Genomic DNA, 25,001 nt, shown 5'->3' with positions numbered 1-25,001 from the left:
TATTTTATTCTGATTTACCAAACTAATTATTTATTCCGTTGTTAGAAAAATTGTTGTGGCATTGATACTTATTAATCAGGAATTAAATTATGGAATTTAAAAACCTGATAGAAAATACCCACTAAATATCCTGAACAACGTTTTATGCATGAGTTATATTTCTCTCCAGTCAAATGAACAAAACAAAAAGCAAGAAAAAATATTTTTGATGATCCTACAGATTGATCATTTTCAAACAACTAACAGATTCGTTGAAATGAGGTAATAAATGAAAGATAACATGGCTACAACGGGAAATAGTCTTAATGGTGAAATTCTTTCTGGAATAAATACCCTGCAATCACTCACACCCAGTGAATTATTTTGGTATCAGCGTCTTGTTGCTTTGCACCCCTTCCGGTTACCTTTCGACATTCCCCATCAGATTGCAGAACCCCGTTGGGCAATCAGCCGTTGGCAGTCACTGTCTCCCCAAAAGAGTCAAGAGGCACCATGGCGAATAGTGTTGCAGGCATTTGTTATCTATCTTACGCGCCTGTCTCAGCAGTCTGCATACCAAATTGGCTGGAGTGTGGCATTAAACAATAACCGGGCAAATCTGGCCTCAGTGGTGCCTATGGACATTAAAGTAGCATGGGATAAGCCGTGGCGAGAGGTGGCTGACGCGGTTGATGATGAACTTACCCGACTGGCGCAACACCAGACCTTCAGTCGTGACCACCTTTCTCATTTACTTTCACTGCACGCCATTCCTGAATTAAGCACTCACCATCCGTGGCCTGTCGCTGTTTCGGTAATACAGGATGGCAGACTGCGTGATCAACAGGCGTCGGGTGAATTACTGACATTTCAGATAAATGAGCAAGGTGGTTTCCGCTGGATTTATGATGAAAATCGCCTGAACAGGGAAGTGATTGCGCGCATGGATGACCATTTACAGATGTTGCTGTTATCAAAAGGAAGAAGTGATGATATCCCCATCGGACAGCTTAATTTGTTGCCGGAGGCGGAGAGGACATTGTTATTAGAAACCTGGAACGCCACGAAAACTACCTATCCAGACCAGTCATGTCTTCATCAGATATTTGAGCAACAAGCGGAGAAAACCCCACAGGCGACAGCTCTGATAGCGGGAGATAAGCGCCTGAGCTATAACGCGTTGAATAAACGGGCTAATCAACTGGCTCACCAGCTTATCAAGCAAGGCGTTTGTCCCGGTGATCATATTGTACTGCTGTTCGAACGCTCTATCATGCTGGTGGTGGCTCAACTGGCGGTGCTTAAAGCTGGTGCGGTTTACGTTCCCCTTGATCCTACTGTACCGGATAAACGGAAAAATTGGCTGATCAATGACTGTGCCGCCAAATTGTTACTCACTGATACACAGACAGCGATCCCGGCTGACTTGGTTGTACCGCTGCTTCGTCTTTCTGATGAGAGTAATACAAGCAACGAGCAACAGAGCGTTAATCCTGATTTGCCACGTGCCAGTACCGAATTAGCCTATATCATGTACACCTCCGGCTCGACGGGCACCCCGAAAGGGGTACTGGTGCCACACCGTGCTGTGGTCCGGTTGGTTATCAATAATGGTTATGCGGCCATTGAACCGGATGATCGGGTGGCTTTTACAGCGAACCCGGCTTTTGATGCCAGCACCTTTGAAGTCTGGGCACCGTTGCTTAACGGGGGGGCGTTGGTCGTGATTGATCACACCACCTTATTGACGCCGGTAGAGTTAATCCGGGTTTTACAGACCCACCGTATTACGGTGCTGTGGTTGACCATCGGGCTGTTTAACCGGCTGGCGGTAGAGTTGTCCGTGGTGCTGCCGCAGATAAAAATACTGATTTTTGGCGGCGATATCCCCGATTTATCGGTGATTGCTCAGGTTCTGAAACATCGTCCGCCGCAACAACTTTTGCAGGCTTATGGCCCGACGGAAGGCACTACCTTTACAACAATATATCCTATTGAGGTGCTGGAAGAAGGTATGATCCGGCTCCCCATTGGCCGGCCCATTGCCAATACACGAATTTACCTGCTGGATAGTCATGGCCAGCCCGTACCGTTGGGGGCAATCGGTGAGATTTATGTGGGGGGAGATGGTGTGGCCTGTGGCTATCTGAACCGACCTGAATTAACAGTGCAACGTTTCCTCATCGACCCGTTTAGTGATAACCCTGATGCGCGCCTGTACCGCACCGGGGATTTAGCCCGTTACCGCCCGGACGGTAATCTGGAGTTTCTGGGCCGTAACGACCAGCAGGTGAAAATTCGTGGTTTCCGTATTGAGCCGGGGGAAATTGAGGCCCGGCTGGCCGAGTATCCGGCAGTGCGTGAGGCGGCTGTACTGGCACTGGGTGGTGGAATGGACAAACGGCTGGTGGCCTATGTCGTGGCAGATATGGATGAAGAATTGGTTAACAGCCTGCGTACCCACCTGAGTGCAGTTTTGCCGGATTATATGGTGCCGGTGGCCTTCGTGCGTCTGGATGCGTTTCCGTTGACACCGAATGGTAAGCTGGATCGTCGGGCACTGCCAATACCGAGCAATGAGGCGTTTGCCCGGCAGATCTATAAAACCCCGCAGGGGGAAACTGAAATGGCGTTGGCAGCGATTTGGGGTGGATTACTGGGCATGGAACAGATCAGCCGCCATGACAACTTCTTCGCGTTGGGAGGGGATTCACTGCTCGCTGTACATATGATTGGTCATTTGCGTCAGCGGGGATTGGCACTGACAGCGAGTGATTTATTCCAATCGCCGGTGTTAGCCGATCTGGCGAAAAGGTTGGGGCAGCATCAGAGCATCGAAATTCCGCCCAATGTGATTACTCCCGCAACACAGCAACTGATACCGGCCATGTTGCCGTTGGTGGATTTAACGCAGGCAGATATTGACCATATTGTTGAACAAGTGCCGGGCGGGGTGGCGAATATTCAGGATATCTACGCTTTATCACCCTTGCAGGATGGGATTTTGTTCCACCATTTATTGGCACGGGAAGGCGACCCGTATTTGTTGACCGTTCAGATGATTTTTGCTGATCGATCTTTATTGGATCGTTATCTGACAGCGATGCAACGGATGATTGAGCGGCACGATATTTTACGCACCGCCTTTATCTGGCAAAACATATCCGTGCCAGTACAGGTCGTCTGGCGTCATGCTGCCTTATCAGTGACCGAGCTGACGCTGGATCCGGCTGATGGCCCAGTCATTGATCAGTTAAACCGACATTTTGATCTACGCCACTATCGTCTCGATCTGGGGCAGGCTCCGCTCCTGCATTTTGTGGTGGCGCAGGAAACGGATGGCCGCTGGTTCTTACTGGAGCTGCACCATCATCTGATTGGCGACCATGAAGCGCTGGAAATGATGCACCGCGAAGTCCAGTTATACCTGACAGGGCAAGAGGAAAATCTGCCTGTACCGATGCCGTTCCGCAATCTGGTGGCACAGTCCTGGTTGGGGGAAAATCAGGCTGCCCATACCTGTTTCTTTTCTGAGATGTTAGCGGAGGTGGAAGAGCCGACGTTGCCGTTTGGCTTGACAGAGGTACATCGCGATGGTTCACAGGTGACGGAATCTCACCAAATGTTAACGCCTGAACTGAATGACCGCCTGCGCAGTCAGGCCCGGCAATTAGGCGTCAGTCTGGCAGCCTTGTGTCATCTGGCCTGGGCTCAGGTGTTGTCATGCACCAGCGGACAAGAAAAAGTGGTATTCGGTACGGTACTGTTCGGGCGCATGGCCGCGGGAGAAGGGGCAGACAGTGGGATGGGGCTGTTTATCAATACCTTGCCGTTGCGGCTGGATATGGATAACACTCCGGTACGGGACAGTGTGCAAACCACCCATCGTCGGCTGGCGGGATTATTAGCCCATGAGCATGCGTCACTGGTGTTGGCCCAACAGTGTAGTGGCGTTGACCGTGGTACGCCCCTCTTTAGTGCTTTGCTGAATTACCGCCACAATGTTTTATTGGGTATGTCTGGGGAACTGGTCAGTGGGATTGAGTTTGTTGGTGAACAGGAGCGGACCAACTACCCTTTTGCTCTGTCAGTGGAAGATTATGGTGACGCGTTGGGCTTGACGGCGCAGGTCGTGCAGCCGTTTGGGCCGGCGCGGGTATGTGGCTATATGCAGCAGGCACTGGAAAGTCTGGTGGAGGCACTGGAACAGGCCCCGGAAATCCCAGTACGGCAGTTGGACATCCTGCCGGAAACAGAACGCACGCTGTTATTAAAAACCTGGAATATGACGGAAACCGCTTATCCTGAGGCGTTGTGTATTCATCAGTGGTTTGAACAGCAGGTGGCGAAAACGCCACAGGCCACCGCGCTAGTCTATGAAAACCAGACGCTCAGTTATGCGGAATTAAATGTCCGGGCTAACCGACTGGCGCATCAGTTAATGGCACTGGGCGTAGCGCCGGAGCAACGGGTCGCCATTTGTGTGTCACGTTCACCAACCATGGTGGTTGCATTGCTGGCTGTCTTAAAAGCCGGTGGGGCCTATGTACCGCTGGACCCGGCTTATCCGGGAGAGCGTCTGGTTTATATTCTGAAGGATGCATCGCCGGTTCTTGTGCTGGCCGATAAGACTGGCCGGACAGCATTGGGTGAGCCCGCACTGGCAGAACGGACAGTGCTTGACCCGAATAACCGATTTGACCGGCCGGATAGTAATCCGCAAATACCGGCATTGACTGCACGTCATCTGGCCTATGTGATTTATACTTCTGGTTCGACCGGCACCCCAAAAGGGGTCATGGTAGCGCATAGGGGCGTAGTGAATCTGGCTTTGGCTCAAATCGCCCGATTTAAGGTTAATGGATCTAGCCGGATATTGCAGTTTGCTTCATTGGGTTTTGATGCCAGTGTTTGGGAAATAATGATAGCGCTGAGTAGTGGTGCCAGTCTGGCTCTTCCTGCCGACACGATTCGTCAGGATCTGCGTCGTCTCTGGTACTATCTGGAAGAGCAGGCGGTGACGCATGCCTGCCTCCCACCCGCCCTGCTAAGAGAAGGAACAGATTTACCGGAGATAGCAATAAGGCCAACATTGGTACTGGCTGGTGAAGCGCCTAATGCGTCTTTGCTCCAGGCACTCAGCAGCCGGGCAATGCTGTTTAATGCCTATGGCCCTACAGAAATCACAATATGTGCCACAGTCTGGCGTTGTCCGTCAGATTATACAGATACAGTGGTTTCTATCGGGCGCCCTATTGCTAATACTTGTCTTTATCTCCTGGATATTCATGGTCAACCGGTTCCGTTGGGAGCGGTGGGTGAGTTATACATTGGTGGCGCGGGTGTAGCGCGGGGTTACCTTAATCGCCCGGAACTGACGGCTGAACGCTTCTTAGCTGATCCGTTTAGTGATAGCCCGGATGCACGCATGTACCGGACCGGGGATTTAGCGCGTTACCGGCCGGACGGCAATCTGGAATTTCTGGGCCGTAATGACCAGCAGGTGAAAATCCGGGGTTTTCGCATTGAACCGGGGGAAATAGAATCCCGGTTGGCCGGGCACCCCATGGTGCATGAATCGGTGGTGTTGGCGCAGGGAGAAGGGCAGGATAAGCGGCTGGTGGCCTATGTCGTTACAGAAACAGAGGTCACAGAAACGAAGGCAGCGGGAACAACAGATGAAGGGCTGGTGAACAGCCTGCGTACCCACCTGAGTTCCTTATTACCGGATTATATGGTGCCAGCCGCTTTTGTTCGTCTGGAGGCGTTTCCACTGACACCAAATGGTAAGCTGGATCGCCGGGCGCTACCGGCACCAGACAGTCAAGCCTTTGCCCGGCGAGCCTATGAAGCCCCGCAGGGAGAAATAGAAATCGCGTTAGCGGCGATTTGGCGGGAAATCTTAGGGATTGAATCGATCAGCAGGCATGATAATTTCTTTGCCCTGGGTGGCCATTCACTGCTGGTGGTGCGGATGATGAACCGAATAGCGGTGCTAGGGGTCGAATTGCCGTTGCCTGTACTGTTTAGCACACCTTCTTTGGTGGCTCTGGCTGAGGCGGTGCAGGCCCGGATTGATAAGCAAAATCATGTTGTGCCAGCCATTATATCTGTCTCCCGTGAGGGGATACTGCCATTGTCATTCGCACAACAGCGTTTGTGGTTCCTGACTCAGTTTGAAGGCGTCAGTGAGACGTATCATATCCCCATGGCGCTACGTTTGCGGGGTGAACTGGATATCGCAGTTTGGCAGCAGGCCCTGAATGCATTATTTGCCCGCCATGAAGCGTTGCGCTCGGTCTTTGTTTCCGTTGATGGTCAGCCTCAAATCCGCCTGCTGACGGCGGATCACGGGTTGCCCTGGGTTCAGCATGATCTGCGTGGAGACCCGGATGCCGAAGTGATACTGGAACGATTGTGTACGAAGGAGATGTCGGCACCTTTTGAACTCAATTGTGGCCCGCTTATCCGGGCAGTGCTGATCCGGCTGGCGGATGATGAATACCAGTTTTTGCTGACCCAACATCATATTATTTCCGATGGCTGGTCGGTCAATGTGCTGGTACAGGAACTAAACACACTCTATTCGGCTTTTCTGGCCGGGCAGCCTGATCCTTTACCGCCATTGGCAATCCAGTACCCTGATTATGCGGTCTGGCAGCGTCAATGGCTCTCTGCTGAACGTATTCAGGTGCAGTCTGATTATTGGCGTACCACGTTGGCTGACGTCCCCGTTTTACTGGAGTTGCCCACAGACCGCCCCCGTCCGCCTGAGCAGTCGTTTGCCGGGCAGGCTTTGCCTATCAATCTGGGTGCGGAATTGACGGCGGCCCTGAAACGGCTGAGCGCGCAGCAGGGGGTAACGTTATTTATGACACTGTTATCCGCCTGGGCGATAGTTTTGTCACGTTTGTCGGGGCAGGAGGATATCGTGATTGGCACCCCCAGTGCTGGCCGTAACCATCAAGAAGTGGAGTCTTTAATTGGCTTCTTCGTGAATACCCTGGCGTTGCGCATGGGTGTTTCGGGTGAGTTGACGGTAGCGGAGTTACTGGCACAGGTCCGGCAAACCGCGTTAGCGGCACAGACGCATCAGGATTTGCCGTTTGAGCAAGTGGTGGAAATTGTGCAACCACCGCGTCAGTTGGCCCATACACCGCTGTTTCAGGTCATGTTTGCCTGGCAAAATAATGAGTACACAGACTGGACATTGCCGGGGTTGGTCGTGTCACCGGCTGAGCAAGCATTCGATATTGTCAAATTTGATCTCGAACTGAACTTGTCAGAGGAAGCCGGCAGGATTGTCGGTTATCTCGGTTATTCAACCGCACTGTTTAATCAGCCGACTGTTGAACGACACATTGGTTACTTGCATGCGGTGCTGCAAGCGATGGTGACTGATTATCAACAACAGGTCGGGAAAATTGAGATGCTGTTGCCGGCAGAACGCCGATTATTGCTGGAAACCTGGAACGCGACTGAAACGCCATATCCTGACACATTGTGTATTCATCAAGGGTTTGAACAGCAGGCAGAGAAAACGCCACAGGCGACAGCCCTGATAGAGGGCGATAAGACCCTGAGCTACAGTGAACTGAATACATGGGCAAATCAATTGGCTCATCAGCTAATCGAACGAGGTGTTTGCCCCGGCGATCCGGTTGGGCTGCTGTTCGAGCGTTCCATCATGCTGGTCGTGGCGCAACTGGCTGTGCTTAAGGCCGGGGCAGTTTACGTCCCTCTGGATCCCAGTGTGCCGGATGAGCGGAAAAACTGGCTGATCAATGACTGTGCCGCCAAATTGTTACTCACCGATACACAGGCAGATATTCCGGCTGATCTGGCGGTGCCGCGGCTTTGTCTTGCCGATGAGAGCAATACAAACAATGAGCAATATAGCGTTAACCCTGATTTGCCGCGTATCAGTACGGATTTAGCCTATATCATGTACACCTCCGGCTCCACCGGCACACCCAAAGGGGTGCTGGTACCACACCGTGCCGTGGTTCGGCTGGTCATCAATAATGGTTATGCGGCCATTGAGCAGGATGATCGGGTGGCCTTTACCGCGAACCCGGCGTTTGATGCCAGTACTTTCGAAGTCTGGGCGCCATTGCTTAACGGGGGGGCACTGGTGGTGCTTGATCACGCCACCTTATTGACGCCGGTAGAGTTAGTCCGGGTTTTACAGACCCACCGTATTACGATCTTGTGGCTGACCATCGGGCTGTTTAACCGGCTGGCGGTAGAGTTGTCCCCGGTGCTGCCGCAGATAAAGACGCTGATTTTTGGCGGCGATATCCCCGATTTATCAGTGATTGCCCAGGTGCTGAAACATCGTCCACCGCAACAACTGTTGCAGGCCTATGGACCGACGGAAGGCACCACCTTTACAACAACATATCCTATTAAGGCGCTAAAAGAAGACATGATCCGGCTCCCCATTGGCCGGCCCATCGCCAATACCCGGGTTTATCTGCTGGATAAGCATGGTCAGCCCGTACCGTTGGGAACAACCGGTGAGATTTATGTGGGGGGAGATGGGGTAGCCTGTGGCTATCTGCACCGGCCTGAGTTAACGGCGGAACGGTTCCTTATCGATCCGTTTAATGATACTCCGGATGCGCGCATGTACCGCACCGGCGATTTGGCGCGTTATCTGTCGGACGGCAATCTGGAATTCCTCGGCCGTAACGACCAGCAGGTGAAAATTCGCGGTTTCCGTATTGAACCGGGGGAAATTGAAACCCGGCTGGCCGAGTATCCGGCAGTGCGTGAGGCGGCCGTACTGGCACTGGGTGATGGCGCCGAAAAATGGCTGGTGGCTTATGTGGTTGCGCAAGCGGAGAAGGAACTGGCAAACAGCCTGAGAACGCATTTGAGCGCGGTATTACCGGATTATATGGTGCCGGCCGCTTTTGTGCGTCTGGAGGCGTTTCCTTTGACGCCGAATGGTAAGCTGGATCGCCGGGCATTACCGGCACCGGATAGAGAGGCCTTTGTCTGGCAGGCGTATGAAGCCCCGCAGGGAGAAACCGAAATGACGCTGGCAGCGATTTGGTGTGAATTACTGGGTATGCAGCAGGTCAGCCGCCATGACAGCTTCTTTGCGTTGGGGGGGCACTCCCTGCTGGCGGTGCGCATGATTGAGCGCCTGCGTCAGCAGGGATTGGCCCTGACAGCGCGAGAGTTGTTCCGGTCGCCGGTGTTGTCCGAACTGGCACAAACAGTGGGGCAGCATCAGACCATCAAAATTCCGCAGAATGTCATTAGTCCCGATACACAGCAACTGACCCCGGCCATGTTGCCGCTGGCAGAGTTAACCCAGGCGGACATTGACCATATTATTGAACAAGTGCCGGGCGGCGTGGCGAATATTCAGGATATCTACGCCTTATCGCCGTTGCAGGACGGGATTTTGTTCCACCATTTACTGGCACACGAAGGGGATCCGTACCTGTTGAGTAGCCAGATGGCGTTTGCTGACCGTGCGTTTCTGGATCGTTATCTGGCGGCAATGCAACGGGTGGTTGACCGTCACGATATTTTACGCACCGCTTTTATCTGGCAAAACCTATCCGCGCCCGTGCAGGTCGTCTGGCGTCATGCTGCCTTATCAGTGACTGAACTCACACTGGATACAGCAGAGGGATCAGTGAGCCGCCAATTGGCGGCCCGTTTTAACGTCAGTCATTATCGTCTTGACTTGAGCGACGCGCCGTTATTGCGCTTTGTGGTGGCGCAGGAAACCGATGGACGTTGGATTGCCCTGCAATTACTGCATCACCTGATTGGTGATCATGAAACACTGGAAGTGATGCACCGTGAAGTGCAGGCCTGTCTGACAGGACAAGAGCAGAGCCTGGCTGCACCCGTGCCGTTTCGCAATTTGGTAGCACAGGCCCGGTTGGGCATGAGTCAGGAAGCCCATACACGTTTCTTTAGCGAGATGTTAGCCGAGGTAGAAGAGCCGACGCTGCCATTTGGGCTGGCGGAGGTGCATCGTGATGGCACACAGGTGACGCAGTCCTACCGGCTGCTGGCCCCGGAATTGAATAATCGTTTGCGTCATCAGGCCCGGCAGCAAGGGGTGAGTCTGGCGGCCTTGTGTCATTTGGCCTGGGCCCAGGTATTGTCGCGCACCAGTGGACAGGAAAAAGTGGTGTTCGGCACCGTGCTGTTTGGGCGCATGGCCGGCAGCGAAGGGACAGAGGGAGGAATGGGTTTGTTTATCAATACCCTGCCGTTACGGCTGGATATGGATGACACCCCTGTACGGGACAGTGTACAGGCCACCCATCGCCGGCTGGCGGGATTGTTAACTCATGAGCATGCGTCACTGGCGCTGGCTCAGCAATGCAGCGGTGTTGAGCCCGGTACGCCCCTTTTTAGTGCTCTGTTAAATTATCGGCACAATGATCAATCGAACCAGTTGGATAATACGCTGGAGGGGACTGAGTTATTAGACGGCCAGGAGCGAACCAACTACCCCGTTGTGCTGTCAGTAGAAGATTTCAGTGAGGCGCTTGGCTTGACAGTTCAGGTCGTTCAACCGTTTGAGCCGGAACGGGTATGCAGTTATATGCAGCAGGCACTGGAAAGTCTGGTGGATGCACTGGAACAAGCCCCGGAAACACCGGTACGAGCATTGGATATCTTGCCAGAAGCGGAGCTGACTTTATTATTAACTACCTGGAACACAACGGAAACCCCGTATCCTGCGGCCTTGTGTATCCACCAGTTGTTTGAACAGCAGGTGGTAAAAACGCCGCAAGCGACAGCCCTGATAGCGGGCGATAAGGTCCTGAGCTACAGTGAGCTGAATACACAGGCAAATCAGTTGGCTCATCAGTTAATCGGACAAGGTGTTTGCCCCGGCGATCCTATTGTGCTGCTGTTTGAGCGCTCCATCATGCTGGTCGTGGCGCAACTGGCTGTGCTTAAAGCCGGTGCAGCTTACGTTCCCCTTGATCCCAGAATGCCAGATGAACGGAAAAACTGGCTGATCAATGACTGTACTGCCAAATTGTTACTCACCGATACACAGACAGAAACCCCGGCTGGCCTGGTTGTACCGCTGCTGCGTCTTGCTGATGAAGATAAGACGGCCAGTGAACAAAATAGTATTAACCCTGACTTACCGTGTGCCAGCACAGCATTGGCCTATATCATGTACACCTCCGGCTCCACCGGCACACCCAAAGGGGTGCTGGTGCCACACCGTGCCGTGGTTAGGCTGGTCATCAATAATGGTTATGCGGTCATTGAGCAGGATGATCGGGTGGCTTTTACGGCGAACCCGGCGTTTGATGCCAGTACTTTTGAGGTCTGGGCGCCGTTGCTCAACGGAGGGGCATTGGTAGTCATTGATCACACCACTTTATTGACGTCGGCGGAGTTAGTCCGGGCTTTACAGACCCACCGTATCACGATCTTATGGCTGACCATCGGGCTGTTTAACCGACTGGTGGTAGAATTGTCCCCAGTGCTGCCGCAGATAAAGACGCTGATTTTTGGCGGCGATATCCCCGATTTACCGCTGATTGCTCAGGTACTGAAACATCGTCCTCCGCAACAACTGTTGCAGGCCTATGGCCCGACGGAAGGCACCACCTTTACAACAATGTATCCTATCAAGGCACTAGAAGAAGGTATGATCCGGCTCCCCATTGGCCGGCCCATCGCCAATACCCAGGTGTATTTGTTGGATAGTCATGGTCAGCCCGTACCATTGGGGGCGATTGGTGAGATTTATGTAGGGGGAGACGGGGTGGCCTGTGGCTATCTGAACCGGCCTGAGTTAACGGCGGAACGATTCCTCATCGATCCGTTTAATGATACCCCGGATGCGCGGATGTACCGCACCGGCGATTTGGCGCGTTATCTGCCGGACGGCAATCTGGAATTCCTCGGCCGTAACGACCAGCAGGTGAAAATTCGTGGTTTCCGTATCGAACCGGGGGAAATTGAAACCCGGCTGACAGAGTATCCGGCAGTGCGTGAGGCGGCTGTACTGGCACTGGGTGATGGAATGGACAAACGGCTGGTGGCCTATGTCGTGGCAGATATGGATGAAGAATTGGTTAACAGCCTGCGTACCCACCTGAGTGCGGTTTTGCCGGATTATATGGTGCCGGTGGCCTTCGTGCGTCTGGACGCGTTTCCGTTGACACCGAATGGTAAGCTGGATCATCGGGCATTGCCGATACCAGATGCAGACGCCTTTGCCCGGCAGGTATATGAAGCCCCGCAGGGAGAAACCGAAATGATGCTGGCGGCGATTTGGCGTGAATTACTGGGCATGGAACAGGTCAGCCGTCATGATAGCTTCTTTGCGCTGGGGGGGCACTCTCTGCTGGCGGTGCGCATGATTGAGCGCCTGCGTCAGCAGGGATTGGCACTGACGGTGCGGGATTTGTTCCGGTCGCCGGTATTGTCCGAGCTGGCACAAACATTGGGACGGTATCAGACCATCGAAATCCCGCCCAATGTGATTACTCCCGAAACGCAGCAACTGACCCCGGCCATGTTACCGCTGGTGGATTTAACACAGGCGGATATTGACCATATTGTTGAACAAGTGCCGGGCGGGGTGGCGAATATTCAGGATATTTATGCCTTATCGCCGTTGCAGGATGGGATTTTGTTCCACCATTTACTGGCACAAGAAGGGGATCCGTACCTGTTGAGTGGTCAGATGGCGTTTGCTGACCGGACCTTGCTGGATCGTTATTTGGCGGCAATGCAACGGATGATTGACCGTCATGATATTTTACGCACCGCCTTTATCTGGCAAGGGGTATCCGTGCCAGTACAGGTTGTCTGGCGTCATGCTGCCTTATCAGTGACCGAACTCACACTGGATCTGGCAGAGGGGCCAGTGAGCCACCAATTGGCGGCCCGTTTTAACGTCAGTCATTATCGTCTTGGTTTGAGTGATGCACCGTTATTGCGCTTTGTGGTAGCGCAGGAAGCGGATGGCCGTTGGATTGTCCTGCAATTACTGCATCACCTGATTGGTGATCATGAAACACTGGAAGTGATGCACCGTGAAGTGCAGGCCTGCCTGACAGGACAGGAGCAGAGCCTGGCGGCGCCCGTGCCGTTCCGCAATCTGGTAGCACAGGTCCGGTTGGGCGTCAGTCAGGCAGCCCATACGCGTTTCTTTAGCGAGATGTTAGCCGAGGTAGAAGAGCCGACGCTGCCATTTGGTCTGGCGGAGGTACATCGTGATGGCACACAGGTGACGCAGTCCCACCGATTGCTGGCCCCGGCATTGAATGATCGTTTGCGTCATCAGGCCCGGCAGCAAGGGGTGAGTCTGGCGGCGTTGTGTCATCTGGCCTGGGCTCAGGTGTTGTCACGCACCAGTGGACAGGAAAAAGTGGTGTTTGGCACGGTGCTGTTTGGGCGTATGACCGGCGGCGAAGGAGCAGACGGTGGGATGGGTTTGTTTATCAATACCCTGCCGTTGCGGCTGGATATGGATGACACCCCGGTACAAGACAGTGTACAGGCCGCTCATCGCCGGCTGGCGGGATTATTAACCCATGAGCATGCGTCACTGGCGCTGGCGCAACAGTGTAGCGGTGTTGAACGTGGTACGCCCCTTTTTAGTGCCCTGTTAAATTATCGACATAATGATCAATCGAATCAATTGGATAAATCGCTGGAAGGGATTGAGTTATTAGACGGCCAGGAGCGGACCAACTACCCATTAACATTATCGGTGGAGGATTTTGGCAAAGCACTGGGCCTGACAGTACAAATAGTGCAGCCATTTGAGCCAGAGCGGATATGCAGCTATATGCAGCAGGCGTTGGAAAGTCTGGTGGACGCACTGGAACAAACCCCGGAAATCCCGGTACGACAGTTGGACATCTTGCCACAAGCAGAACGTATACGGTTATTAAAAACCTGGAACAGGACGGAAACCGCTTATCCTGAGACGTTGTGTATCCACCAGTTGTTTGAACAGCAGGCGGCGAAAACGCCACAGGCCACCGCGCTGGTCTATGAAAACCAGACGCTCAGTTATGCAGAATTAAATGCCCAGGCTAACAGGCTGGCCCATCAATTAATGGCTCTGGGCGTGGAACCGGAGCAACGAGTCGCCATTTGCGTGGCACGTTCACCGGCCATGGTGGTTGGGTTGCTGGCCGTCTTAAAAGCGGGAGGCGCTTATGTGCCGCTGGACCCGGCTTATCCGGGAGAACGTCTGGCTGATAATCTGAGGGATGCTGAGCCGGCGATAGTGCTGGCCGATAATACTGGCCGGACAGCTTTGGGTGAGCAAGCATTGGCAGGACGAAGGGTGCTTGATCCAAATATCTTATTTGAACAGTCAGATAGTAACCCACAGATAGCGGTATTGACTTCACGCTCTCTGGCGTATGTGATGTATACTTCCGGCTCGACGGGTCGGCCAAAAGGGGTGATGGTAGAACAGGGTTCTTTGTTAAATTTATATGCAGTACTGACAAAGCGTGTTTTTGCCAATTCATCTGCACCTTATCGGGTTAGTCTGAACGCCAGTATTTCATTTGATGCATCACTGCAAAATTTATTGAGTCTCTTGAATGGCTACACATTGGTCATTGTGTCACAAGAGGTGCGAGTTGATGGTGCGGCCTTATTACAATTTCTCATTAAGGCTGACCTTGACGTATTGGATTGTACGCCAATGCAATTAGAGATGTTATTGGCTGCGGGCATATGTCAGCATAAAAAAGCTTTAGTACTACTGGTTGGCGGTGAAGCCATATCAACACAAACCTGGCAGACTGTAATCGGCATCCCACAACTGACTGCCTATAATGTCTATGGTCCAACGGAATGCACAGTAGATGCAACACTGGCGCATATAGGCCCAGAGCATCCTTACCCAATAATTGGTCGCCCATTAGATAATACCCGGCTTTATTTACTGGATAATTTTGGTCAGCCTGTACCACTAGGAGCCGTGGGAGAACTGTATATTGGCGGGGTAGGAGTGGCAAGAGGTTATCTGAACCGCCCTGAGTTAACCGCCGAACGTTTTCTGGCTGATCCGTTCAGTGATACCCCGGATGCACGCATGTACCGCAGCGGGGATTTAGCCCGTTATCGGTCGGATGGCAATCTGGAATTTCTCGGCCGTAACGATCAGCAGGTGAAAATTCGGGGCTTTCGTATTGAACCGGGGGAAATTGAAGCTCGATTGGCAGAGCACCCGGCAGTGCATGAATCAGTCGTGTTGACGCAGGGAGAAGGGCAGGATAAGCGGCTGGTGGCTTATGTGGTCACAGAAACGGTGGGGGATGCAGGGCTGGCAAACAGCCTGCGTACCCATCTAAGTGCAGTTTTACCGGATTACATGGTGCCGGCAGCTTTTGTGCGTCTGGACAGCATCCCACAAACCCCGAATGGTAAGTTAGATCGCCGGGCACTGCCGGCCCCGGAGGAAGACGCTTTTGCCCGGCAAGCGTATGAAGCCCCGCAGGGGGCAATGGAAATCACATTGGCGGCAATTTGGGAAGAATTACTGGGTATTGAACAAGTCAGCCGACACGACAGTTTCTTTGCTCTGGGCGGGCATTCGTTGCTTGCGGTGCGTATGATTGAGCGCCTGCGTCAGCAGGGATTAACACTGACAGCGCGGGATTTGTTTCGGTTGCCGGTGTTGTCTGATCTGGTGCAAACGTTGGGACGGCATCAGACCGTCGAAGTCCCGCCGAATGTGATCACCGCCGAAACGCAGCAACTGACTCCGGCGATGTTACCGCTGGCAGATTTAACCCAGGCGGATATTGACCATATTGTCGGACAGGTGCCGGGCGGGGTAGCAAATATTCAGGACATCTACGCGTTATCCCCGTTGCAGGACGGGATTTTATTCCACCATTTACTGGCACGGGAAGGGGATACCTACCTGTTGAGTGGTCAAATGGTGTTTGTTGATCGCGCGTTGCTGGATCGTTATCTGGCAGCGATACAACGTGTGGTTGATCGTCACGATATTTTACGCACCGCCTTTATCTGGCAAGGTGTATCTACACCAGTGCAGGTGGTCTGGCGTCATGCCCCTTTGTCAGTAACGGAGCTCATACTGGACCCGGCCGATGGGCCAGTTAGCAGGCAATTGGATGAACGTTTTAACATCAATCAATATCGCCTTGATCTGAGTGATGCGCCGTTATTGCGCTTTGTAGTGGCAAAGGAAGCGGATGACCGTTGGATTGTGCTGCAATTACAGCATCACCTGATTGGTGATCATGAAACACTGGAAGTGATGCACCGTGAAGTGCAGGCCTGCCTGACGGGACAGGAAGAGAGCCTGGCTGCGCCTGTGCCGTTCCGCAATCTGGTGGCACAAGTCCGGTTGGGCGTGAGTCAGGCAGCCCACACCCGTTTCTTTACTGACATGTTAGCGGAAGTGACAGAGCCGACCCTGCCATTTGGGCTGGCGGAGGTCCATCTTGATGGATCGCAGGAAAGGGAATGTTACCGATTGCTAACGCCGGAACTGAATGACCGCTTGCGCCGTCAGGCCCGCCAGCATGGGGTGAGTCTGGCGGCTTTGTGTCATCTGGCTTGGGCTCAGGTATTGTCGCGTACCAGTGGACAGGAAAAAGTGGTGTTCGGCACCGTGCTGTTTGGGCGTATGAGCGCTGGAGAAGGGGCAGACAATGGGATGGGCTTGTTTATTAATACCTTGCCATTGCGGTTGGATATGGATGATACCCCGGTTCGGGACAGCATACAGACCGTCCATCGCCGGCTGGCGGGATTACTTGCCCATGAGCATGCGTCACTGGTGTTGGCACAACAGTGCAGTGGCATTGAACGCGGTACGCCCCTCTTTAGCGCTTTGCTAAATTATCGGCACAATAGCCCCTCAGCACCGGCGGATAATACATTGGCAGGCATTGAGTTTTTAGATGGCAAGGAACGCACCAACTATCCCTTTGTGTTGTCGGTGGAGGATTTTGGTGATGCACTGGGATTGACGGCGAGTGTCGTGCAACCATTTGAGCCGGAGCAGATATGGGGCTATATGCAGCAGGCACTGGAAAGTCTGGCAGATGCGCTGGAGCACACCCCGGATAGGCAGGTGCGGGTATTAGACATCCTGCCACAAGCGGAACGCACACAGTTGTTAACCGCTTGGAACGCAACGGAAACGCCGTATCCTGACACATTGTGTATCCATCAGTTATTTGAACAGCAGGTGGCGAAAACCCCGGATGCCACGGCCCTGGTGTATGAAGAGCAGACCCTCAGTTACGCTGAATTAAACGCCAGAGCCAACCAGTTGGCTCATCAGTTAATTGAACTGGGGATTGAACCGGAACAACGGGTCGCGGTTTGTGTGTCAAGGTCACCCGCAATGGTGATTGGGTTATTAGCCATACTGAAAGCGGGTGGGGCTTACGTGCCGTTGGATCCCGCTTATCCGGTTGATCGGCTGGCGTATATGCTTGAAGACGCCGCCCCCGTTGCGATATTGACTCAAACTGAGTGGGTTGACCGACTAGCCAACACTGTGCCCATGGTGGTACTTGATGCTCAGGCAGCATTCTTGATGTCACATTCCACCGATAACCCAGATGCTCAGGCGTTGGGACTGACATCGCACCATCTGGCTTATGTGATCTACACTTCCGGCTCTACGGGCCTGCCCAAAGGCGTGATGAACAGTCATCACGCCTTGTGTAACCGCTTATTATGGTTTGTCCGCGATATCGTAACGGTGCCATTGGTAGGGGCACTGAAAACCAACATCAGCTTTGTTGATTCTGTCACCGAGATGCTGAGCGTCTTGTTGTCCGGTGGCAAACTGGTCGTTTTCAGTGATCAGGCAGTGAAAGATCTTGACCGTTTCTGTGATGGTTTACGCCGCTTTGACGTCAATTATCTGGTACTGGTGCCCTCGTTACTAAAACACTTAATTCAAGTCCATGGCGATAAGTTAAAATTCATCAGGACGCTGGTTTGCAGCGGAGAACGGCTGGCGCCTGAACTGGCCCGACAAGTTGTGGCAGATTACCCCTGGCTGCGTCTGTTAAATTTTTATGGTTCATCTGAAATTAATGGTGATGCTACCTGGTATGAATATAAAGCTCAGACCGGGATCCCGGAAGCATCAGTGATTGGCCGCCCAATCGCCAATACCCGCATCTATCTTCTTGATCCTGCTGGACAACCTGTCCCTCTTGGCGTGATCGGAGAAATTTATATTGCCGGTGCCGGCGTGGCCCGTGGTTACCTAAATCGCCCCGAATTAACGGCTGAATGTTTCCTTCATGATCCATTTAGTGGTAGCCCGGATGTGAAGATGTACCGCACCGGGGACTTAGCCCGTTACCGGCCGGACGGTAATCTGGAGTTTCTGGGGCGTAATGACCAGCAGGTGAAAATCCGCGGCTTTCGGATTGAACCGGGGGAAATTGAAGCCCGGTTGACAGAGTATCCGGCAGTGCGTGAGGCAGCAGTACTGGCTCTGGGGGATGGAACAGAGAAATGGTTAGTGGCTTATGTGGTCGTGGAAGAGGAGGAAGAGCTGGCAAACAGCCTGAGAACGCATCTGAGCGCGGTTTTACCGGATTATATGGTGCCGGCGGCCTTTGTACGTTTGGATGCGTTTCCACTGACGCCGAATGGTAAGCTGGATCGCCGGGCGCTGCCAGCCCCGGACGGTGACGCCTTTGCCCGGCAAACTTATGCAGCCCCGCAGGGAAAAACCGAAATGACGCTGGCAGCGATTTGGGGAGAATTACTGGGCATTGAGCAAATCAGTCGTCATGACAGCTTCTTTGTACTGGGCGGGCATTCGTTGCTTGCGGTACGTATGATTGAGCGCTTGCGTCAGCAGGGGTTAACATTGACAGCGCGGGAATTGTTCCGGTCGCCGGTGTTGTCCGAGTTGGCGCAAACATTGGGGCAACACCAGACCCTGGAAATCCCACCGAATATGATTACCGCCGAGACGCAGCAACTGACTCCGGCTATGTTGCCGTTGGCAGATTTAACGCAGGCGGACATTGACCACATTGTCAAACAAGTTCCGGGCGGCGTGGCGAATATTCAGGATATCTACGCGTTATCCCCGTTACAGGACGGTATTTTGTTCCACCACTTATTAGCACGGGAAGGGGATACGTACCTGTTAAGTGGTCAGATGGCGTTTGCTGACCGCGCGTTGCTGGATCGTTATCTGGCAGCTATGCAACAGATAATCGAGCGGCATGATATCTTACGCACCGCGTTTATCTGGCAAGGGATATCGGTTCCGGTGCAGGTCGTCTGGCGTCATGCTCCTTTGTCAGTGACAGAATTGACGCTGGATCCGGCTGATGGTCCGGTGCTTGACCAGTTAAGTCGCCGTTTTGATCCCAGTTATTATCGTCTTGATCTAAGGCAAGCCCCGTTATTACACTTTGTGGTGGCGCAAGAAGCCGATGGCCGTTGGGTTGTCCTGCAATTATTGCATCACCTGATTGGTGACCATCAAACGCTGGAGGTGGTACATCGTGAAGTACAGATCTGCCTGACAGGACACGAGCAGAGTCTGGCGGCGCCTGTACCATTCCGCAATCTGGTAGCACAGGCCCGGTTGGGCGTGAGTCAGGCAGCACATACCCGTTTCTTTACCGACATGCTGGCAGAAGTGGAAGAACCAACACTGCCGTTCGGACTGGCGGCGGTCCATCTTGATGGATCACAGGAAAGGGAATGTTACCGATTGCTAACGCCGGAACTGAATGACCGCTTGCGTCATCAGGCGCGGCAGCAAGGGGTGAGTCTGGCGGCTTTGTGTCATCTGGCCTGGGCTCAGGTGTTGTCGCGCACCAGTGGGCAGGAAAAAGTGGTATTTGGCACCGTGCTGTTTGGACGTATGACTGGCGGCGAAGGAGCAGACGGTGGGATGGGGTTGTTTATCAATACTCTGCCGTTGCGGCTGGATATAGATGACACGCCAGTACAAGGCAGTGTACAGGCCGCTCATCGCCGGCTGGCGGGATTATTAACCCATGAGCATGCGTCACTGGTGCTGGCCCAGCAGTGTAGCGGTGTTGAACGTGGTACGCCGCTTTTTAGCGCCCTGCTCAATTACCGGCATATCAATTATCCGCACAATAGTCTTTCAACGCTGTCGGATGACACATTGGCAGGCATTGAATTTTTAGATGGCAAAGAACGCACCAATTACCCCTTTGGGCTGTCGGTGGAGGATTTTGGTGACGCGTTGGGATTGACGGCAAGTGTGGTGCCGCCGTTTGAGCCGGAGCGGATATGGGGCTATATGCAGCAGGCGCTGGAAAGTCTGGTGGAGGCGCTGGAGAACACACCAACTAAGCCCGTGCGGGCATTGGACATTCTGCCGCAAGCGGAGAAGACTTTATTGTTAGGCATCTGGAACGCGGCAGAAACCACTTATCCTGAAATATTGTGTATCCACCAACTGTTTGAACAGCAGGTGGCAAAAACCCCGCAGGTCATGGCACTGGAATATCAGGGACAAACGCTCAGTTACGCCGAATTAAATGCCTGGGCTAACCGGCTGGCATATCAGTTGATTGAGTCAGGGGTAGAGCCGGAGCAACGGGTCGCGATTTGTGTGGCACGCTCACCGGTCATGGTAGTGTCCTTCTTGGCCGTACTGAAAGCCGGTGGGGCCTATGTGCCACTCGACACAACCTATCCGGCAGAGCGGCTGGCGTATATCCTGAGTGACAGTGCGCCATCGGTGATATTAGCGGATAGGGCCGGGCAGTCTATTTTAGGTGACAAAGTGCTGGCTGAGTTGACCGTTCTTGACCCGACGGTGCCGCCGGATCAACCGGACAGTAACCCGCAGGTTTCGGTGTTAACGCCGCAGCATCTGGCTTATGTGATTTACACCTCCGGCTCTACCGGGCAGCCAAAAGGGGTGATGGTGGAACATCAGGCGATCTATCAACGCACGTTGGGCGTCAATGAATTGTATGGTGTGACGGCGCAGGATCGGGTGTTGCAGTTTGCGGCGTTTGCCTTTGATATCGCTGTCGAGGAGTGTTTCTCAGCATTATGTCATGGCGCCACGCTGGTGATCCGCGATGATAGCTGGCTGACATCCATGCTGGAATTTATTACCTTAGTCCGGGAAAAACGAATCACGGTACTGTTCCTGCCCACGTTATTCTGGTCTGAACTGGCGGGCAGAGATAAAGGATTACCGCTGCCTGACGTGCTCAGACTGATGATTATTGGTAGCGAGGCCGTCCAGAAAAAAGCCCTTCAGGACTGGTTTTCCCAGGCGGGTCACCGTCCCCGGTTATTAAATGCTTATGGTCCGACAGAAAATACCGTGACCGCCACCTGTCAAGAAATCTTCTCCCCCGACGATGACCGAGCTATCGGCCGGCCACTCAGCAATACCCGTATTTACTTGCTGGACAGCCACGGGCAACCAGTGCCATTAGGTGGTGTGGGAGAAATCTATATTGGTGGTGTAGGAGTGGCACGGGGGTATCTGAATCAGCTAATTTTAAGTGAAGAACGGTTTATTCCCGATCCCTTTAGCCCCGTACCGGAGGCGCGCATGTACCGCACCGGGGATATGGCGTGTTATCGGCCAGACGGCAATCTGGAATTCCTCGGCCGTAATGACCAGCAGGTAAAAATTCGCGGTTTCCGTATTGAACCGGGGGAAATTGAAACCCGCTTGCTGGAATACCCGGCGGTGCAGGAAGCGGTCGTGCTGGCACGGGATGACGGGCAGGGTAAACGGCTGGTAGCCTATATCGTGGCGGAAACGGGGATAGCAGAAGCCGATAAAACGCTGGTTAACAATCTGCGTACCCACCTAAGCGCGGTGTTACCGGATTATATGGTGCCGGCGGCTTTTGTGTGTCTGGACAGCTTCCCGCAGACTCCGAATGGCAAACTGGATCGCCGGGCTTTGCCTGCCCCGGACGGCGACGCCTTTGTCCGGCAGATTTATGCAGCCCCACAAGGGGAAATGGAAATTGCGTTGGCGGCGATTTGGCGGGAAGTCTTAGGGATTGAACAGATTAGCCGACATGATAATTTTATTGCATTGGGCGGCCATTCATTGCTGGTAATGCAGGTAATGAATCGAATAGCAGCTTTAGGGATAGAATTGCCACTGAGTGAACTGTTTAGCTCCCCGTCTTTGGCGGCTCTGGCTGAAAAACTTTATACCCGGTTTGAACAACAAAACACATTGCCCCCCATTCTGCCTCTCTCCCGCGAAGGGGGGCTACCACTGTCATTCGTTCAAGAGCGCTTGTGGTTCCTGACACAATTTAAAGGTGTCAGTGAACGCTATCATATGCCACTCGTGTGGCATTTGCGTGGGCAACTGGATATTGCAGCCTGGCAGCAGGCACTGAATGTGTTATTTGTTCGTCATGAAGCCTTGCGCTCGGTCTTTGTTTCTGTTGACGGTCAGCCTCAGGTCCACCTGCTGGCGGCAGACCGCGGACTGCCGTTGGTTCATCATGACCTGCGTGAGTGCCCGGATGCCGAAACAGCATTGGAACGATTGCGTATTGAGGAGGTATCTGCGCCATTTGATCTCAGCCAGGGCCCGCTTGTTCGAACGATGCTTATCCGGCTGGCGGATGACGACTATCAGTTTTTGCTGACACAGCACCATATTATTTCCGATGGCTGGTCAGTGAAAGAAGTGCTGATAGCTGAACTGAACACGCTCTATACGGCTTTTCTGGCCGGGCAACCGGATCCTTTACCCGCGCTGGCGATCCAGTACCCTGATTATGCAGCCTGGCAGCGGCAGTGGTTTTCCGCTGAACGTATGCAGGCACAAGCTGACTATTGGCGCACGGCGTTGGCTGATGCACCGGCTCTGCTGAATCTGCCGACAGACCGGCCACGACCATCTGAGCAGTCGTTTGTCGGGCAGGTTTTACCCATCAATTTGGATGTGGAATTAATAGCCGCCCTGAAACGCCTGAGTGCGCAGCACAATGTCACGTTATTTATGACATTATTGTCTGCCTGGACGGTGGTCTTATCGCGTTTGTCTGGTCAGGAGGATATTATTGTTGGCACTCCCAGTTCTGGCCGCAGTCGTCAGGAAGTGGAGCCATTAATTGGCTTCTTCGTGAATATACTGGCGTTGCGCACGAGGGTTTCGGATGATCTGACGGTGGCGGAGTTGCTGGCACAAGTGCGGCAAACCACATTAGCGGCACAGGCGCATCAGGATTTGCCGTTTGAGCAGGTGATGGAAAGTGTTCTGCCGCCACGCGGGCCAGACCATACACCGTTGTGCCAGGTGATGTTTGCCTGGCAGGATTATGAAGATCCCCACTGGACACTGCCGGGGCTGACAGTGTCATCGGTTATTCATGATTTACATATTATCCACTGTGATCTCGAAATAGAGTTTTTTGAGGAGAATGGCATGATTGCCGGAGCGATAAATTATGCCACAGCTCTGTTTGATCAATCGACCATAGAGCGGCACATTGACCATTTTCTTATTGTGCTGCAAGCCATGGTAAATGACTCTCAAAAACGGATTGGGGAAATGGATATTTTGAGAACGGCAAAGCAATAGTATTAATTTAACCTGACGATAAAAATCCGGTATAAACCATTGATACCGGATTTTTTAGATGCCTCTTTAAGATGTCATTTTTTAACTTTATTTTGTTGAATTGAAAAAAGCCAGCATGTTATTCCAGCTATTAATGAAGCAATGATGATCAAACTCCAAGTACTCACATATCCATATGATTGAATATAAGCACCGATTAAAATATAGGTAGGCATAAGAAGAATGTGTCTGATTGTTGTCAATATCCCGCTTATACGCCCACGATGGCTGCTTGGAGAGTGATTAGCCAAATATACACCTTCTTTGGTTAAAAGTAGAATTTCTCCAATAGCAAGGAAAAACCACGCTATAAACTGCATACTGACTGAACTATAAAATAGTATCAAACTATATCCTAGTGCAAAAATAAAACCGGAGATGGAAAGACTTTTAATGTCGCATAAATTTGACGTTAACCTGATTATTACCGGTGTAATAACAACCACTAAAATGCTTACAAATGTCATTAATTGTCCGTATAAAATCGGACCTTGCTTGTCAAATAAATGGCTTAAGTAGAGGGGAGTGGTTATTGTCATTTGATTTAAGGCAAACCAAAGAAAAGTACACAAGACACCGAAAATAAGTAATCTGGGTCGCTCCTTAAACACCTTCCATACTGAACCGTCAGTCGCTTTTTCAAGTTCTGAAAGTGCTATTTCACTGGTTTTATGATCGCGAATATGATTGCTTACACCGAATAAAACGATGAGAACAGCGATTAAGCTCGCAATCCCATTTCCCCAAAAAACCCAGGCTGTAAAGTTCCAAAAAAGGTAGCCAGCCAATATAGGTCCAATGCCGGAGCCTAAGCTGTATGCAAGGTAACTTAATGACATAACAGCACTGCGATTATTTGGAGACGATATATCTGCAACAAGTGCATTACTGGCAGGAATAGACAGGCCATAAAAGGAATAGCTTAAAAAAAGTAAAACAGGGAGCATCACAGGCCAGTCTGAAAAAAAACCGCTAACAATTAGAACCAATGAACCGGCCATTTCTCCATATACCATCACTCTTTTATGCCCGAAAGAATCAGCTATTTTACCGCCAATAAGACTACCTATAAGGAAAAGCGCAGTTATTCCCATAGCTAACCCGCCGGCTATTGTTGTTGAGTACCCAAGTTTTTGTGTTAGCAAAAGAATAATGAATGGTATAATAAAATTTCCAAGACCAAGAACAAATTTTGCTAATGCAATAAAATATATATCTTTAGGTAATCCTCGGTACATCAATAATGGCGTAAAAAGCTTCATGGGTATTTACATTTCCCTACTGTTTGAAAAATTGCTTTATTGGAAAAGGAAGGGCTCAACGTTAAGAATTTTATGCGAAAAGGTAATGATAACATACATGTTAAATGTATCATGCTAAATATCATATGATTTCAGTTCAGGAAAACAAACAA

At 52.2% G+C, this 25,001-nt stretch carries 2 protein-coding genes; one reads left to right on the top strand and one right to left on the bottom strand.

Going from position 1 to position 25,001, the window contains the following annotated elements; all coding sequences use genetic code 11:
• Positions 1-268 precede the first annotated feature (268 nt).
• Positions 269-23,548 carry a non-ribosomal peptide synthase/polyketide synthase gene (locus Xind_RS04735; protein ID WP_222941728.1) on the top strand — a complete coding sequence of 7,760 codons (23,280 nt, stop codon included), beginning with the start codon at positions 269-271 and terminating at the stop codon, positions 23,546-23,548.
• Between the two features lie 74 nt (positions 23,549-23,622).
• On the opposite strand, the gene Xind_RS04730 is transcribed toward Xind_RS04735, so the two are convergent.
• Positions 23,623-24,849, bottom strand: coding sequence for an MFS transporter (locus tag Xind_RS04730; protein WP_187649570.1), 1,227 nt, complete (start codon positions 24,847-24,849; stop codon positions 23,623-23,625).
• Between the last annotated feature and the right edge of the window lie 152 nt (positions 24,850-25,001).

Source organism: Xenorhabdus indica (genome assembly GCF_014467235.1).
Lineage (GTDB): Bacteria > Pseudomonadota > Gammaproteobacteria > Enterobacterales > Enterobacteriaceae > Xenorhabdus > Xenorhabdus indica.
The sequence above is the reverse complement of the archived record's forward strand: the minus strand, read 5'-3'. Positions and strand labels throughout refer to the sequence as shown.